General features: G+C 62.8%; 19 protein-coding genes and 1 other RNA gene. 9 read left to right on the forward strand and 11 right to left on the reverse strand.

What is annotated here, in order from left to right; genetic code table 11:
- The first annotated feature begins 96 nt into the window (after positions 1-96).
- Positions 97-813 (forward strand): response regulator transcription factor, encoded by a 717-nt coding sequence (locus tag J5I97_RS05240; protein WP_208589750.1) that lies wholly within the window; start codon positions 97-99, stop codon positions 811-813.
- Positions 806-2,110, forward strand: a complete 1,305-nt coding sequence (locus J5I97_RS05245; protein WP_208589757.1) for a sensor histidine kinase — start codon at positions 806-808, stop codon at positions 2,108-2,110. The genes J5I97_RS05240 and J5I97_RS05245 overlap by 8 nt, the downstream gene beginning before the upstream one ends.
- Positions 2,111-2,291: 181 nt before the next feature.
- Here the strand turns inward: J5I97_RS05245 and J5I97_RS05250 are convergent, their stop codons facing one another.
- The 5 genes from J5I97_RS05250 to J5I97_RS05270 all read right to left on the reverse strand — a co-directional run bounded on the left by J5I97_RS05250 (position 2,292) and on the right by J5I97_RS05270 (position 5,366).
- Positions 2,292-2,789 (reverse strand): hypothetical protein, encoded by a 498-nt coding sequence (locus tag J5I97_RS05250; RefSeq protein ID WP_208589759.1) that lies wholly within the window; start codon positions 2,787-2,789, stop codon positions 2,292-2,294.
- A gap of 133 nt (positions 2,790-2,922) precedes the next feature.
- Complete coding sequence (gene minE / locus J5I97_RS05255) at positions 2,923-3,180, reverse strand: cell division topological specificity factor MinE (RefSeq protein ID WP_005994583.1); 258 nt, start codon at positions 3,178-3,180, stop codon at positions 2,923-2,925.
- 2 nt (positions 3,181-3,182) lie between these two features.
- Positions 3,183-3,992 carry a septum site-determining protein MinD gene (gene minD, locus J5I97_RS05260; RefSeq protein ID WP_046964730.1) on the reverse strand — a complete coding sequence of 270 codons (810 nt, stop codon included), beginning with the start codon at positions 3,990-3,992 and terminating at the stop codon, positions 3,183-3,185.
- Between the two features lie 36 nt (positions 3,993-4,028).
- A complete protein-coding gene (minC, locus tag J5I97_RS05265) occupies positions 4,029-4,763 on the reverse strand; it encodes a septum site-determining protein MinC (protein WP_208589760.1) in 735 nt (244 codons plus the stop codon).
- Between the two features lie 3 nt (positions 4,764-4,766).
- Positions 4,767-5,366 (reverse strand): GNAT family N-acetyltransferase, encoded by a 600-nt coding sequence (locus J5I97_RS05270; protein ID WP_208589767.1) that lies wholly within the window; start codon positions 5,364-5,366, stop codon positions 4,767-4,769.
- 310 nt (positions 5,367-5,676) lie between these two features.
- Here J5I97_RS05270 and J5I97_RS05275 point away from each other — a divergent pair.
- From J5I97_RS05275 to J5I97_RS05300, 6 genes are all read left to right on the forward strand, one after another.
- Positions 5,677-5,755: non-coding RNA, sX9 sRNA (locus J5I97_RS05275), on the forward strand.
- 16 nt (positions 5,756-5,771) lie between these two features.
- Positions 5,772-6,968, forward strand: a complete 1,197-nt coding sequence (locus tag J5I97_RS05280) for a sensor histidine kinase (RefSeq protein WP_208589769.1) — start codon at positions 5,772-5,774, stop codon at positions 6,966-6,968.
- A complete protein-coding gene (locus J5I97_RS05285; protein WP_002807809.1) occupies positions 6,968-7,609 on the forward strand; it encodes a response regulator in 642 nt (213 codons plus the stop codon). Before J5I97_RS05280 ends, J5I97_RS05285 begins: the two co-directional genes overlap by 1 nt.
- Positions 7,610-7,973: 364 nt before the next feature.
- Positions 7,974-9,155, forward strand: coding sequence for a polyketide cyclase (locus J5I97_RS05290; RefSeq protein WP_208589771.1), 1,182 nt, complete (start codon positions 7,974-7,976; stop codon positions 9,153-9,155).
- Positions 9,156-9,235: 80 nt separating this feature from the next.
- A complete protein-coding gene (locus J5I97_RS05295; protein WP_208589773.1) occupies positions 9,236-9,622 on the forward strand; it encodes a DUF423 domain-containing protein in 387 nt (128 codons plus the stop codon).
- A 2-nt stretch (positions 9,623-9,624) separates the two neighbouring features.
- Positions 9,625-10,299: a DNA-3-methyladenine glycosylase family protein gene (locus J5I97_RS05300; protein ID WP_208589774.1), complete on the forward strand. Its 675-nt coding sequence runs from the start codon at positions 9,625-9,627 to the stop codon at positions 10,297-10,299.
- A gap of 37 nt (positions 10,300-10,336) precedes the next feature.
- On the opposite strand, the gene J5I97_RS05305 is transcribed toward J5I97_RS05300, so the two are convergent.
- From J5I97_RS05305 to J5I97_RS05320, 4 genes are all read right to left on the reverse strand, one after another.
- The gene (locus J5I97_RS05305) at positions 10,337-11,134 is read right to left on the reverse strand and encodes a M15 family metallopeptidase (protein ID WP_208589781.1); all 798 of its coding nucleotides are present in this window, start codon (positions 11,132-11,134) and stop codon (positions 10,337-10,339) included.
- 282 nt (positions 11,135-11,416) lie between these two features.
- A complete protein-coding gene (locus J5I97_RS05310) occupies positions 11,417-11,596 on the reverse strand; it encodes an Arc family DNA binding domain-containing protein (RefSeq protein ID WP_208589783.1) in 180 nt (59 codons plus the stop codon).
- A 3-nt stretch (positions 11,597-11,599) separates the two neighbouring features.
- On the reverse strand, positions 11,600-11,878 hold the full coding sequence (locus tag J5I97_RS05315; RefSeq protein WP_208589790.1) for a hypothetical protein: 279 nt from the start codon (positions 11,876-11,878) through the stop codon (positions 11,600-11,602).
- 8 nt (positions 11,879-11,886) lie between these two features.
- Positions 11,887-12,756, reverse strand: a complete 870-nt coding sequence (locus J5I97_RS05320) for an SPFH domain-containing protein (protein WP_208589792.1) — start codon at positions 12,754-12,756, stop codon at positions 11,887-11,889.
- Positions 12,757-12,885: 129 nt separating this feature from the next.
- Here J5I97_RS05320 and purT point away from each other — a divergent pair, with 129 nt between their 5' ends.
- A complete protein-coding gene (gene purT, locus J5I97_RS05325) occupies positions 12,886-14,088 on the forward strand; it encodes a formate-dependent phosphoribosylglycinamide formyltransferase (RefSeq protein ID WP_208589793.1) in 1,203 nt (400 codons plus the stop codon).
- Between the two features lie 315 nt (positions 14,089-14,403).
- Here the strand turns inward: purT and J5I97_RS05330 are convergent, their stop codons facing one another.
- Positions 14,404-14,796, reverse strand: coding sequence for a hypothetical protein (locus J5I97_RS05330; protein WP_208589799.1), 393 nt, complete (start codon positions 14,794-14,796; stop codon positions 14,404-14,406).
- Entirely contained in the window at positions 14,777-16,474 is a 1,698-nt protein-coding gene (locus J5I97_RS05335; protein WP_208589801.1) for a type IV secretory system conjugative DNA transfer family protein, read from the reverse strand. The genes J5I97_RS05330 and J5I97_RS05335 overlap by 20 nt, the downstream gene beginning before the upstream one ends.
- Positions 16,475-16,487 lie beyond the last annotated feature (13 nt).

A 16,487-nucleotide genomic window follows, 5' to 3' on the forward strand; every position in this document is an offset into this window, starting at 1 on the left:
TGGAAAATTGTCGCAGTCATGATGACAGTCGCGTTTGGCCAGGCTCGGTTAGGATGCGTACACCGTCCCCGCCGGGCCGCCTTGGAACCTCCGCGCATGCGGCTGCTGGTCATCGAAGACAACCGCAACATGGTTGCCAACCTGTTCGACTACTTCGAAGTGCGCGGGCACACCCTGGACGCAGCGCCCGACGGCATCACCGGCCTGCATCTGGCCACCACCCAGCCCTACGACGTGCTGGTGCTGGACTGGACGATGCCGCGTATGGACGGCCCGGAAGTGCTGCGCCGCCTGCGCGAGCAGCACCAGTGCGAATTGCCGGTGATCATGCTTACCGCGCGCGACGCATTGCCCGACAAGATCGCCGGCTTCCGCGCCGGCGCCGACGACTACCTGACCAAACCGTTCGCGCTGCCCGAGCTCGAGGTCCGCATCGAGGCATTGCTGGCGCGTGCGCACGGCCGCCGTCGCGGCAAGCTGTTGCAGGTTGTCGACCTGCGTCTGGATCTGGCCACGTTGGAAGCAACCCGCGCCGGCCAGGTGCTGCATCTGTATCCGGCCTGCCGCAAGTTGCTGGAAGTGCTGATGCGGGCCAGTCCTGCGGCGGTGACAAGGCAACGATTGGAGCAATCGCTATGGGGCGACGACCCGCCCGATGGCGACATGCTGCGCTCGCATATCTACGAATTGCGCCGCAGCGTGGATGGCCCGTTTGCCCAGAAGCTGATCCACACCTTGCCGCGTCTCGGCTATCGGCTGGCAGTGCTGGATGTCGCGAGCGAACAGGTCACAGGCGACTGCAGCGATGGCTAAACAGCGCCCGTTGGGCCGGCGCGTGCTGGTGTGGTTGTTCGGCTACACACTATTGATGACGCTGGCCGTGTTCGGCACCGCGCAGTACCTGCACGAACGCGCCGAACACGGCGTCTGGCGTTCGCTCCTGAACTCGGAGCTGGACAGCATTTTAGACCGCAGCGCGCAGAATCAGAATTACCACTGGCAGGATTCGGACACCTTGCGGCTGTATCGTGTCGATGGCAGTGCGGGTGTGCCGCCGGTGCTACGTACGCTGCATCCGGGCCTGCATGACGAACTGGAAATCGCCGGTCGCCAGAGCGTGGCGATGGTGCGTGACACCGCACATGCCGGCCGCCTGGCGCTGGTGCTGGACATCACCGATTTCGAAGCGCTCGAAAAATTCCTCACCCGCTGGATGCTCGTAGCCGGCATCGCGCTGATCGGTATCACCTTGTCGATGGGCACTTACGCGATGGCGCAGCTGGTGCGCCCGTTGGTCGAACTGGCGCGCGACATCGGTGCGCTGCGCCCGGAGCAGCCTGCACAGCAGATTGCGGTGGGGCCGCAGGGTAGTGCCGAGCTATACGTGATTGCCGACGCGCTCAACGATTATCTCGAGCGCAACAGCCAGTTCGTCGAACGTGAACGCGCCTTCATCGACAGCGCCAGCCACGAACTGCGCACACCGATCGCGGTGATCGGCAATGCGGTGGAATTGGCGCTGGAACAACCCGGTACACCGCCCGCAGTCCGTCACCAGTTGGAACGCATCGCGCAGACCAGCGCTGCGGTGGAGCAGCTGATCGCTTTGTTGCTGGTGCTCGCCAAGGACCCCGGCCGGCTGGTGCGCAGCAGCGATACGCTGCGGCTGGATCAGTTGCTGCCGGACATCGTTGCCGACCACGCGCATTTGTGTGCCGATAAAGATCTGCAGGTGGTCATGGATCCGCTGCCGCTATGCAGCCTGACCGCACCGGTGGCGATCATGCAGACCGCCATCGGCAACCTGCTGCGCAATGCGATCGAGAACAGCGACCGCGGCATCATTCGCGTCTCGCTCAGCGCACCCGGCGTGGTGCGCATTGCCGACCCTGGCCACGGCATGGCGCCGGAGGAAATCAGCGCGATCTACACGCGCCTGGCACGCGGCAATGCACGTCAAGGCGACGGCATCGGCCTGGAACTGATCGGGCGCTTATGCGAGCACCTGGGCTGGCATCTGAGCCTGGATTCCACCGCAGGGCAGGGCACGGTGGCGACGCTGGATCTGTCCGGCGCGATGGCTGCTGCGGCGGGGCAGGTGCAGGGATGAGGCGTTATTGTGGGCGTTACGCGCAGTCCCGCAATCACGCGGCGATGGCTCCTGACCGATATCGAAAAGTGCACGCATGCACGCATGTATGACAGTTCGATTGTCAGCGCTTGCGGTCTTTTCGTCACTTAGGGGCTCACCACAACACTGATTGCAGCGTCTCTACATCACTCAGCGCGAATCAACCCGGCATCAACCCGCGCTCGTTCAACCAGCTGCGCGCGTTTTCTGCATCCTGCTCGAACCAGGCGCGCGTGGACCCTAATCGATACGTGTAGCCCCAGCTGTCCATGTCGGCCATCAAACGTGCGCTGCCTACGCCGGGCAATTCCTCGGCCAGCAGAATCTGCAGATAGCAGGTGGCGTCTTCTTCGTCCACCGAATCGGTGGCGTCGGTATGCACCGCGGCGCGTTTGTCTGCCGGCAACACAATCAAATGCCCGGCCTCGTGCAGCATCGAATGCACCGGTGTGTCGTCGCGCACATAGACATCGCAACCGATGATGCCGGCTTCCGGTTCGCCCCAGAAACTGCCGGGAATCGGCGCGCCATCATCCACGCGATGCAGGTGCAGGCCATAGTGGGCGAGTAGGGCGGCGGGAGCGTCCAGGCCGATATCACCCACGCACACCACAGTGGCGGAGTTTGATGCGGATTCGGAAGAAGAATCGATGATCACGCAGGAGGGCTCGCGGTCGGGTCAGACGTTAAAACGGCACCGTGCGAACACAGTGCCGTCTAGATGAGTTGGAGTAGCTAACAACACGTAGCGAGCAGCCTGACGGCGATCGCAGTCGTGTTGCTGACCGCTCTTACTTGTCGCCGTCTTCGGGCAAGGCGACCGAGATATCCAGCACGTCGTGCTCGCCATCCTTGACCAGATCAACCCGCACCGCATCTGCATCGATGTTGACGTACTTCTTGATCACTTCCAGCAATTCGCGCTGCAGCAGCGGCAGGTAATCCGGCCCACCGCGGTGGTTGCGCTCCTGCGCAATGATGATCTGCAGGCGGTTCTTGGCCGTCTCGGCGGTGTTCTTCTTGCTCTTGAGAAAATCGAGCAGGCCCATGCTTACCCTCCGAACAGCTTGCTGAAGAAGCCTTTCTTCTCCACGGATGTGAATCGCATCGGGCGCTCTTCGCCCATAATGCGGGCGACCGCGTCGTCGTAAGCCTGGCCGGCTGGGGACTCGGCATCCAGGATCACCGGCTCGCCTTTGTTGGAAGCATTGAGCACGTCGCCGGATTCGGGAATTACACCGATGGCTTTGAGGCCGAGCACTTCTTCCACGTCGGTAATGCTGAGCATTTCGCCGCCTTCCACGCGGCCAGGGCTGTAGCGGGTCAGTAGCAGGAACGCGGGCACCGTCTTGCCTTCCTCGGCCTTGCGGGTCTTGGAATCGAGCAGGCCGATGATGCGGTCCGAGTCGCGCACCGAAGACACTTCCGGGTTGACCACCACCACCGCGCGGTCGGCGAAGTACATCGACAGGAACGCGCCCTTTTCGATGCCGGCCGGCGAATCGCAGACGATGTATTCGAAGCCGTCGGCAGCCAGGTCCTTGAGCACCTTTTCCACGCCGTCCTGGGTCAGCGCGTCCTTGTCGCGGGTCTGCGAGGCAGCCAGCACGTACAAATTGTCGAAGCGCTTGTCCTTGATCAGCGACTGCTTGAGCGTTGCTTCGCCATGCACGACATTGACGAAGTCGTACACCACGCGCCGCTCGCATCCCATGATCAGGTCCAGGTTGCGCAAACCGACGTCGAAGTCGATGACGGCGACCTTCTTGCCACGCCGCGCCAGCCCGCAGGCCAGGCTAGCGCTGGTGGTGGTCTTGCCGACGCCGCCCTTGCCGGAGGTGACTACGATGATTTCAGCCAAAGGATTTCTCCGAAATATTTCTGTGGTTGGGCTGCGTCAGTCCAGCGCAGCGATCTTGATCTGATCCTGCTCCAGCCAGACCTGGACGGCCTTGCCACGCAGGTCCATGGGAACATCGTCCAGCACCTTGTAGTGGCCAGCGATGGCGACCAGTTCGGCGTGGAAGTCGCGGCAGAAGATGCGCGCGTCAGAGTTGCCCTGAGCGCCGGCCAAAGCGCGGCCGCGCAGAGTACCGTAGATATGGATGCTGCCGTCGGCGATGACCTCCGCCCCGGCACCTACCGTACTAAGTACGGTCAGGTCGCAGTTCTCCGCATACAGCTGCTGGCCCGAGCGCACCGCGTTGCGTTGCATGCGGCCAGGTGCCGGCCGCGCGGCCGGCGCTGCAGGTTCGGCAGGCGCGGGCGGCTGCGGGCTAACTGCAACCGGCTCGTATTGCGCACGGAACTTGGCCAGCAACGGCAGGCCGAGCTGCTGCGACAGCAGATCGATCTCGCTGGTGCCGTAGGCCAGTGCCACCGGCAGCAGACCGGCATCGCGCAGGCCATCCAGCAGTGCCTTGGCCGTGGCCACGTCCGGCACTTGCACCAGCCCGCCAAAGTCCAGGATCACCGCCGCACGTCCGAACAACTTCGGCGCGCGGGTCACGCGCTCGCGCATTTCGCGCACCAGGCGCGGCACGTCCAGCGTGCGCACACGCAGATTGGCGATGCCCACCTGGCCGATCTTCAGTTCGCCGGCCTGTTCAAAATCCACATTCACGCTTGACACTGCTCAGGTCCCCGTCGATGGGTGGTTGGTGGCGGAGGCATGGCGCGGCCTGCCAACCCACGGCAAGTATTCGGGCAACTTGCCGCCATAGGTCTCCTTGACCCACGGATAGCTGCACATGTCTTTCATCAGCATGCTAGCGCGCACTTCCGCGTCGGCCATGGTGTTCTGGCCAACCTCGCGGAAGCCGAAGCTGCCATGGAACAGCAACGCCGCATCGGCGCCGTGGTCCAGGAACACCTCGCAGGCCAACTGCGGGTAGCGCAGCTCGGTGTAGCTCTGCACATCGGCATAGAACGCACGTCCGACGCCACCGCCGCGACGGCGGCTGGCGACCACGATGCGGTCGATATAGAAGAATTCCGGATAACGGTCCCGGAACCAGGCGAAATTGCTGCTGTCATGGTCACTGCCACTACCGAACCCGACCAGAAACCCGGCCAGATTGCCGTCGCGCTCGGCGACGCGGAAATACTCGGCCTGCTCGTAGAAACGCTGCAGTTTGGTTGAATCCAGCGGCAGGATCGCCAGTCCGGCATTGTTGTTCAGGGCCAGGACGGAATCTAGCTCGTGCTCGCGCACGTCGCGGATGACGATCGACATTAGGACTCCGTGGGGGTAAAGCTTTCGATCCGAAATCGGATCTGCGTCGGATTATTACACGCGTGGCCCGAAGCGGCGACCTGAGGCGCGCGATCCCGGTGGCCACAGAGGCAAGCGAGCTGCCGACGCAGTGGCACACAACGCGGCTCCGCCGGGGTGGCGGGCGAACGCCCGGGCATGCAGGTAAGCAGGTAACAAGTCGCATGCATGACTTCCGGCAAGAGGGCCGCTGCGCGGGTTACGCCTAAGAGCGGCTAACAAAACGACTGCACTCACCGCCAGGCGGGCGCGGCCGGTGCTCGGAATCGGCATGTACCACGCGTACACTGCCGTTCCTGTGCTGCGCCGTCCGCACCCACCTGACGACTGCTCGCTACGTTTTGTTAGCCGCTCTAAGATGCCTCCATGTTGGGATACCTCAGTCATACGCGCGTCCTGCGCTTTGCCGGCCTGTTCACCTGGGCGATGATCGCCATGCCGTTGATTTATACCTACTGGCCGCCGGCCGAGGAGGGCGACCGCCGCAGCGTGACTGAAGCGCTGATGATGTCGGCCTTCTTCATCGGCTTCGGCGCCAGCTACTTCTGGCTGACCCGCGGTTTGAACAGTGGCGGCCATGCGTACTGGTACGACCGGCTGATCCTGTTGTTGCTGACCCTCTGCGCACTGGCGGTCAGCTATCTGAGCGGAACTGGGCTGGGCAGCATCCTGATGATGGTGGCGGCCGGAGTAATCCCGTGGTTGCTGCCGCTGCGTGTCGGTGTGGCTTGGCTGGTGCTCAGCCAGCTGGCGGTGCTGCCGGTGTTCTACTACCTGCGCCGGGACTTCACCCTGTTCGCTGCGCTGATGCAGTCGCTGTTGTACGGCGGCTTTTCGATGTTCATCTTCGTGACCAGCTTGGTCGCGCGCCAGCAGACCGATGCGCGCGAGGAGCAGCGCCGGCTCAATGCCGAACTGCGCGCCACCCGCGCGCTGCTGGCCGACAGCGCGCGCATCAACGAGCGCACCCGCATTTCGCGCGAGCTGCACGATCTGCTCGGCCACCACCTGACCGCACTGAGCCTCAACCTGGAAGTGGCCGGGCATATCACTGAAGGCCAGGCCCAGGAGCACGTGCGTCAGGCGCATAGCTTGGCCAAGTTGCTGCTCACCGACGTGCGCGAGGCGGTCAGCCAGTTGCGCGACAGCGGCGCGATCGATCTGGAAGCGGCGTTGCGCCCGCTGGTCACCCAGGTGCCATCGCTGGACATCCATCTGGACATCGCCCAGCCGCTGACCCTGGACGACCCCGAGCGCGCTCACGTGCTGCTGCGCTGTACCCAGGAAATCATCACTAATGCGGTGCGCCACGCCGGCGCGCGCAATCTATGGATTCAGGTCCGCCGCGATGCCCAGACCGTGCTGCTCGACGCGCGCGACGACGGCCACGGCGCCAATGCGGTGGCGCCCGGCAACGGGCTACGTGGCATGCGTGAACGGCTCAACCAGTATGGTGGCCAGCTCGAGATTCAAACCCGGCGGGGGGGCGGCTTCGGCCTGCGCATCGCCGTTCCAGGCGCGCCGGCATTGATGCCTGCGGCCGTTACTCAAGGAGTGTCGTGATGATCCGTGTGTGCCTGGTCGATGATCAAACCCTGGTACGTCAGGGCATCCGCTCGCTCTTGGCGCTGGATAACGGGATCGAAGTGGTGGCAGAGTCCGCGGATGGCAAGCAGGCGGTCGAGCAGATTCCGCAGATCCAGCCGGATGTTGTGCTGATGGATATGCGCATGCCGGTGATGTCCGGCCTGGAGGCGCTGCAGATGCTTTCGCGCAATGGCACGCTGCCGCCGACGATCATCCTGACCACCTTCGACGACGACCAGCTGGTGTTGGCCGGCCTCAAGGCTGGCGCCAAGGGCTACCTGCTTAAGGATGTCTCGCTGGAACAATTGGTCGGCGCGATCCGCACCGTCGCCGACGGCGGCTCGCTGGTGCAGCCGGCGGTCACCCAGCGTCTGCTGTCGGGCCTGGAACACATGCGCAACGCGTTCGTCAGCCTGGACCGGCCCGATCCGCTGACCGACCGTGAGACCGAAATCCTGCGGCTGATGGCCAGCGGTTTTTCGAACAAGGAGATCGCCAATTCGCTGGGCGTGGCCGAGGGCACCATCAAGAATCATGTCTCCAACATTCTGTCCAAGCTTGGCGTACGCGATCGCACCCGCGCGGTGCTGAAGGCCTTCGAATTGCAACTGGTTTGATCGGCATCGCCCGGCAGCGTGCAGGTTCGGGTGCGCTCCGCTACACCGGTGTGCGGGATTCGATTCACTGCGGCGCGGTCCGGGCGCCCCCACGCGATGGAGTCGTGGAAAACAGCGCAAGCGGCTCTTGCAGCAATCGCATCACACACACGCAGCGCGCGTAGCGCATGATAGCGGCGCGAAATCCGCTCAAACTCTTGTGCAGGTAGGGATTGCGCAGTCCCCCAACGCCGTGTTGCGCGCTGAATGACACTGTCAGACCGCGCTACCCGTCCCACAACTGACCATCTTTCTCGAAGCCTGCTACGATGACGGCTTGGCTTCACTCAACCCGGCCGTGGGATCGGCCCCGGAGACCTTCTGAATGACCCGTATTATCGAGTTCCTGATCGCCTTAGGGATTGTGGCTGGCCTGTTTGTCGTGGTGGGCTTGGTGTTGCCCTCGGAGCGGCAAATGTCCGAGAGTGTTGAGACAAACCGCAGAATGACGATTGTTTACGATACCGTGAACAGCTTCCGTCGTTTCAAGGATTGGAACCCGCTTGTACTGCGTGACCCGAAGATCCAGTTGAAGCTGGCCGGCCCGGAAGAGGGCAAGGGTGCACGCGTGGAATACAGTTCCGAAGAGGGCTATATCGGCAAGGGCAGCTGGGCAATCAAAAACACCGTCAAGAATCAGCGTGTCGAGATCGCGATCGAAGACCCCACCAAGGGCTACGACAAGGTCACCAATTTCACCCTGGCACCGACCGGCAAGAATAACAAGAACGTCAAGATCACCCAGGACTACAGCGTCAAGTACGGCTGGAACCTGCTCGGTCGCTATGCCGGCTTGTACGTCAGCCGCCACGTGGGCGACGACCTGAAGTTGGGTCTGGCGCGCCTGGCAACTGCACTGGCCACCGTGCCGAATTTCGATTACCGCGCCGAACTGGATGGCAAGCCGGTGTTGAGCGGTCTCAAGATCGTCGATGTGCCGGCCGAAGACCTGTTGGTCGTCACCGCAGGCAACATCGATCGTGACAACGAGACGATCAAGAAGTCGATCAAGGACAATCAGGAGTGGATCAAGCGTGTGATGGACTCCAACGGCCTTGAGGCTGCGGGTCCGGTTCGCATCGTGACCACCGACTTCGCCAGCGACAAGTACGCCTTCGACGTCGTGCAGCCGGTCCGCAAGCGTGCCGGTGGCGCGCCGAAGGCCGGTGGCAAGGCCGATACCGCCAAGGCTGACGCCAAGAAGGACGACGCAGCTGCTGTCGCACCCGTGGATGCGACCCCGGTGGCTGCAACGGGTGAAGAGTTGAAGTTAAACATCCCGTCCGAAGCACCGGTGAAGTACGAGCGGACCAAGGCACACCGTTCCGCCTTTGCGAGCTACGCAGGCCACATGGCCGGCCTGGATGCAGTGCGTAACTCCCTGCGCGCCTGGGCTGCCACCAGTGGCAACGATGTGACCGAGCGTCCGTACGAGTCGTGGAAGGGTGGCGTGGACAAGGCGTTTACGCCGGAAGGTACCTACGACGTCTACTGGGCCATCAAGTAATCGTTCCACAACGATGATGTGATCCAGACGAAAACGCGCCGCAGTCTTGCGGCGCGTTTTTTTTGCGCCGCTGCGCTGCAATGGAACCCGCCTTCATGCCTCTGCTCGAACGTCGTAAGAAACATCCCTCGCTGCTGGCATTCTGTGGCGCATTGCTGGCCGCCATCGCAGTGGGGTTGTCGGCCTATGCCTCGCATGGCGTGGCCGATGCGGTGATGCAATCGCGCCTGCAACTGGCGTCGCTGTACGCATTCGGGCATGGCGCCGTGTTGGCGATTGTCGGCACCACTGAAACGCGTGTGCTCGGTCGGATTGGTCTGTATCTGCTGTTGCTCGGCACGCTGCTGTTTGCCGGCAGTCTGGTTGGCGGCGCCTTGCTGCAGTGGCCGACCAGCCTGGCGCCGATCGGAGGGTTCAGCCTGATGCTGGGCTGGGTGGTGCTGGCGATCGGCGCATTGAGGCGTTGAGCATGCCGCGCCACGCCCGCGGATTCGATGTAGAGGCAGCATTCGCGCATCTGAACCGGCGCGATCGTGCACTGGGTGCGTGGATGAAACGCATCGGCCCGATCGCCCCGCAATCGGGCTGGCGCAAACCGTTCGACCCGGTGGATGCGCTGGCACGCGCGGTTTTGTTTCAGCAACTCAACGGCAAGGCGGCGTCGACGATCGTGGCGCGGGTGGAAGTGGCAATCGATGCGCAGCGGTTGCATGCCGACACGCTCGGCCGTATCGACGACGTGGCGTTGCGTGCGTGCGGCGTCTCAGGCAACAAAGCGCTTGCACTGCGCGATCTTGCGCGCCGCGCGCTGGAAGGAAAAATTCCCTCGTTGCGCAGACTTGCCTTCATGGAAGACGAGGCCATCGTCGATGCGCTGGTGCCGGTGCGCGGCATCGGTCGCTGGACGGTGGAAATGATGCTGATGTTTCGCCTGGGCCGCCCGGATCTGCTGCCCATCGACGACCTGGGCGTGCGCAAGGGTGCCCAACGCGTGGACAAGCAGGAACAGATGCCCACACCGAAGGAGCTGGCCGTGCGTGGCGAACGCTGGGGACCGTATCGCACCTACGCCGCATTCTATCTGTGGAAGATCGCCGACTTCAGCGTGGCGACCAAGGTGCCGACACCCCGCTCGCAAGAGTAGCCATTCGTGCCGATGTGCATGTGGGTTGCCACACGCATTATGCCGCCGACCAACGCCAATGCCACGGTTCGTAGATGATGCCGTACGGGTTGTCGCGTGGATAACTCAGGCGATAGCCGAATCGCTGCGCATTGGCGCTCAGCCAGGCAAAAGCGGGCGTGGCTTCGAACGATTCCTCCACCGGTGGCTGCCCCGGCGTGCCGATATCCAGCGCATCGCCGCTATGGTGTTCGCTGAAACCGGGCGCGGTGTTGACTGCCACTATCTGCGCCACCGTCATACCGCGCGCGAGCTTGCGTTCGAAGATCGCCAGTTGGTAATCGTGGCTGCGATAACCGGACAATGCATCGAGCAGGATGCTGGCGCGCGCGGCATCGGCGCGCATGTTTCGCCACGCACGGCTTGCGCCAGCGCTGAGCCACAGCGGCCGTGCGAAGCGATCGCGCCCGGCAAAGTGCAAGGCAGCAGGTTCGGGTACCAGGCTCAGTCCGGTCTGACGCGGATACGCGTCCATGTCGATAGCCAGTTGCGCCAATCGGTGTTGCACGCCATTGACGGGCAGCAGCGTATTCGCGCGATCCGGCCCACGCCTGTGGAGCGTCTCCAACAGCGTCAGGGCCTCATCCAGCCCAGACTCGTGCGCCAATCGCGGGATCAGCGGCATCATGCCCTGGGGCAGATGTGCAGCCAGATAGCGCCCGTCGCGCTTGCGTCGCAGCATCCAATCGGACTGCGCCAACACGCGCGCATCCGCGTTGCCACGCGCACGCAGCAGATCCGCGGGCCACAGTTCGATGTCGCGGGTATTGAACAGCAGGCGTGGTGAATTGCGCATGCATGCAGCTTAGCGGGCGCTGCGTGAGGGCTGCCAGTGCGGTGAGACGCGAATGCTTGCGTGCGCCTAGATGTCTTATGCACTTCGCATTCCCCCCAACGGACATAACACGCTCTAAGAGTGGCTAACAAAACCACTGCGCACCCACCTGGCGAATGCTCGCTACGTTTGTTAGCCATTCTAAATAGGCGACATGTTGATCAGCAATGGCGCGAACATATGCAAAACGATAATGGAACGGGCGCAGAGCCGTTCCGGCGATCAATCACACCTGCTTGTTGTTCAAGCATCTGGCTCTTTGTCTCCCTGAGGTTTCTGCAAGCGCCCTGCCTTGCGCAGTGCATCGCGCAAAACGTATTCGATCTGCGCGTTGAGGCTGCGCAGTTCGTCGTCGGCCCAACGTTGCGCGGCGGCCAGAACATCGGCGTTGATGCGCAGCGGGTAAGCCTTCTTCTCGCTCACGCGTTATTCCCCACGGCCGCTGTGGCCGCGCAGGTGCATGACCACCGAGACGATCAACACGTTGACGCCGATGATCATGCCACTCACCACCGCATAGATGCCGGCGCGGTTGTCGCCGGCCCAATACAGGCATGCGGCGCCGACTAGAATCACCAGGCTGATCAAGGCCCAGCGCAGGCCCAGGCCGCGTGCGCGGTCGTGATCGTCGGCCCCAATGGCGGCCGCGATCGCCAGCGCGGGCAAACCGGAAAGAGCGACGACCAGCGGCACCATGGCATTCATTGCTAGCCTCAATACAGCGAGCCGGCGTTGACCACCGGTTGAGTACCACGATCAGAACACAACACGGTGAGCAGGTTTGAGACCATGTGCGCTTTGCGCTCTTCGTCCAGTTGCACAACACCGTTCTTTTGCAGCTCGGCCAGCGCCATCTCGACCATGCCGACCGCACCGGCGACGATGCGCGTGCGTGCGGCGATCACCGCATTGGCCTGTTGACGTTGCAGCATGGCCTGGGCGATTTCCGGTGCATAGGCGAGGTGGCTGATGCGCGCTTCGATCACATCCACACCGGCCTGGGTCAGGCGCTCGTCCAGATGCCGCTTGAGCTGCTCACTGATTTCGACCGGATGGCTGCGCAGCGAGATCTGATCGTCCTTGTGCTGGTCGTAGGGGTAGCTGGTGGCCATCGCGCGCAGCGCCGCTTCGGACTGGATGTGCACGAAGCTTTCGTAATCGTCCACGTTGTACACGGCCTCCGAGGCATCCAACACCTGCCACACGATCACCGCAGCGATCTCGATCGGGCTGCCATCGAGTTCGTTGACCTTGAGCCGGCCACTTTCGAAATTACGTACGCGCTGGCTGACGCGGCGCTTGGCGTAGAAGGGGCTGTTCCAGCGCAGGCCCGGGTCCTTGACCGTGCCGACATACTTGCCGAACAGGCTCAGCACCGCGGCCTGATTCGGTTCCAGCGTGTACAGGCCGGCCAGCATAAAAATGCCCAGTGCCACCACCAGCAGCGAAGTGAGGAACCCACTCGGCGTCAAACTGATGGCGGCCATTGTGGCAAGCATGAACCAAGCTGTGACCGCGAACGCCGCGCCGGCGGCAAGAATGACAGGGATGCCCCGCAGTGAGCTGATCGGCTTCTCTTTCATGATGCGAGTGTCCTTGGGTAGGTTCAAAAAAGATATCAAAGTGATATCGGTTTTTGCAAGGCCTTTGGTCGGTGGTTGTGGAGAGGGCCCGTTAGAATGGCCGCCCCTTTCCGATCTGGACCGCGCTCAATGACTACTCTCGGCACGCCGTTGTCGCCTTCGGCCACTCGCGTGTTGTTGCTGGGCTCGGGAGAACTGGGCAAGGAAGTGGCGATCGAACTGCAGCGCTTCGGCGTGGAAGTGATCGCCGCCGATCGCTACGCCAACGCACCGGCAATGCAGGTCGCGCACCGCTCGCATGTGCTGGACATGCTCGACCCCGAGGCGTTGCGTGCGCTGATCGCCAAGGAACAGCCGCATCTGATCGTGCCGGAGATCGAGGCGATCCATACCCAGACCCTGGTTGCGCTGGAGCGTGAGCAGGGTCAGAAGGTCATCCCGACCGCACGCGCCACGCGCTTGACCATGGACCGCGAAGGCATCCGTCGCCTGGCTGCCGAAACGCTGGGCTTGCCGACCTCGCCGTATCGCTTTGTCGATAGTGCAGCCGAGTACCGCGATGCGATCGCCGCAGTCGGTCTGCCGTGCGTGGTCAAGCCGGTGATGTCGTCCTCGGGCAAGGGCCAGAGCACTTTGCGTAACGAAGCGGACATCGATGCGGCGTGGGAATATGCGCAGACCGGCGGGCGCGCCGGTGCGGGGCGCTGCATCGTCGAAGGCTTCATCGATTTCGAGTACGAAATCACCTTGCTGACCGTGCGGCATGCCGGCGGCACCTCCTTCTGCGACCCGATCGGGCATTGGCAAAAGGACGGCGACTACCGCGAGAGCTGGCAGCCGCAGCCGATGTCGCTGGCTGCATTGCAGGGTTCGCAAGAGATCGCGCAGGCCATCACCGATGAACTCGGCGGCTGGGGCTTGTTCGGTGTGGAGTTATTCGTCAAAGGCGACGAGGTGTGGTTCAGCGAGGTCTCGCCGCGCCCGCACGACACCGGCCTGGTCACGCTAGTGTCGCAGGAATTAAGCGAATTCGCGCTGCATGCCCGCGCTATTCTCGGCCTGCCGGTTGGCGCCGAACACGGTGGCGTGATTGGTCAGAGCGGCCCGTCCGCATCATGTGCGCTGCTCGCGCATGGTCACGGCGTCCCAGTGTTCGACAACGTCGCCGACGCATTGCGCGACCCGGACACCGCACTGCGATTGTTCGGCAAACCGCGCGTGGACGGTCACCGCCGTGTCGGCGTCACGCTGGCGCGCGCCGACAGCATCGATGCCGCGCGCGCGAAGGCGCGCATGGCCGCTGCGGCATTGCAGATTCAACTGAGCGCCTGAGCACAGCGATCGACATGGGTGCGCCCTAGGAGACAAACATGAACTCCCACTCCAGCGACATGGGCTTTGACGATGCACCTTCAGTCATGTGGCCGAACCGCACGACGGGGAGCCTGACTCTTTGCAGGACGCTTAGCTGGCCGGTGTGGGTAGATCATTTCGGCGACCAGGCAACAAACGAGTCGATGATCGTCAACATGAAAGAGCGTCGGATCGGTCTGGTCCTGCTTTCCAATGAAGAACAGCCAACCCTTCTAGCTCGCCAACGGATTCGATCATGTGTCGCAGCCATCAAGCTACTGCGGTGCCGCCGTTTCAGTCGTCACCTTCATGGCGTTGCGCATAGAAGTCTGCCGCCGCCTCGATCAGGTAGGTATAGCGCTTCACCATCCCTTGCCAGGCCAGCGCCTCCATTTGGTGTTCGGCGGGTAGATCGGGCGGCACCTCGCTGACCTCATCGATCAGCTGGGGCACTTCCTGATTCCACCAGCGCAGCATCAGGTCCGGCCGCGGATGGGTGCGAATCAAGGACTCCACCAGCGATTGCATGGCCGCGAACTGCCGCACCGTGCGGATGCGCTGGCCTTCCAGAAACTGCATGCTCTTCTGTTGCTCGGCCAGCGCCTTTTCCAGCCGAGCCAGCCGCTGGCCGAGGTCCGTGCGTCCTCTGCCGAAAAACCTCATGCGCTTAAGCCACGCCCAGCGCAAGCCGGGGCACTTGCGGCGCTTTCAGCAAGCGCTTTTTGAAGTAGCGGTCCTTGTAGTAAAAAATCTTGTCCGCCAGGATCGGATAGCCCACGCCTTCGATGAAAACGATGGCTTTGTCCGGCGCCAGCCCCTTGACCTCATCCGGATTCATCAACGGGCGCCGATCGAGCACCTCGGTATGGCTGCGGCTGTTGCCTTGGCCGTAGGACTGCGTGCGCTGCCGGCGGCGCACCGTGGTCTCGCCCAGCATCTTCGAATATTCCTCCGCATCGCGCTGTTCGCGCGGGGTGAACACGATTCGCACGCCAAGATTGGTAATCAAGCCGCGCGCCGTGTCGGCGCCATAGACCGATTCTAACTGCGTGATCGACTGGATCACGATCACGATGCGGATGCCGTAGCCGGCCACCCAGCCCACGGCCACCGGTACGATCTCCACCCGGCCCAGCGCCGTGAACTCATCGAGCATGAACATGCACTGGTATTTCAATTCCTTGTTGTGCTCGGGCAATTCGCGGCCATTGAGCTTGATCGCCTGCTCGATGAATAGATTCAACACCTCTTTGGCTTCGATCAGCTTGGCCGGGCTGACCCCCACGTAGATGGACTGGATGGTCTTGCGCAACTTGCTCAGGTCGAAATCGTTGCCGCTGGTGGCCGCGTCCACGATGGGGTTGCTGAAAATATTCAATGGCGCCAGCGCCGTTTCGATGGCGGAGGTGAAGGTCTCCGGCGCCAGGCCGACCAGATTGTTCAGGCTGGTACGCGCATGCGTCCCGAGCATGGACTGCTTGAGCAGTTCGCTCAAGTACTGTTGCAGCGACTGGCCGTGCTTGAGGTGTGCGCCGGCGAGCAGGCGATAGACGCTGCCCAGCGTAGGCAAGCCTGTGTCGAATCCCACGCTCTGATCGGCCACATACTTGTCGAACAGGCACTCACAGGCGGCGACAAAGGTCTTGCGGGCAATTGCCGGCCAGAATGGATTGTCGCCGCTCATGTCCTTGTAAAGCGTGGCAGCGATGGCGACGATGTCGCCGTTGCGGTGGTTCGGGTCCAGCCGCACGTACCACAGCGGATTCCAGCGGTGCGTGCTGCCGTCGTCGCTGAAGGGATCGAACAGATACACCGGGCCGTAGGTGGCACGCTGGCCGGCGGTCTCTTCCCACGCCTCGCGCTTGACGTCCAGGATCACCGCCGATTCCCGCCATTCCAGCAAATTGGGAATGACCACGCTCACGCCTTTGCCGCCACGGGTACTGGCCGCCAGCAACAAGTGCTTGGACTTGCCGATGCGGATGAAGCGGCGGCCGAAGCGACAGGCAATCAGACCATGCGGATCGTCCTTGAGCACATCGTGCCGGGACAAATCGCCGCTGTGCGCCCAGCGTGCATTGCCGTACAACGCCGGCACCTTCGTCCGCAACAGGGCATACACCAGCATGAAGTAGAGCAGGGCAGGCAGGCCGAAGCCGCCGATGCCCGCCAGCTTGATCTTCAGCGCATACGGATGCCATGCGGGCTGATCGACAACCTGCCAATAGCGCCAATAGGTCAGCAATTGGGCCTGCGTGTGTTCTCCGAGCAGGGCCAGCACCAGAAAGCCGGACAGAGACAGCCCGGCCACGGCAACGGGCAGCAACGCGACGACGGCAACAACGAATTTGGTGCGTGAATTCATAGGGAGGGTCTTC

The organism is Xanthomonas fragariae (assembly GCF_017603965.1).
Lineage (GTDB): Bacteria > Pseudomonadota > Gammaproteobacteria > Xanthomonadales > Xanthomonadaceae > Xanthomonas > Xanthomonas fragariae_A.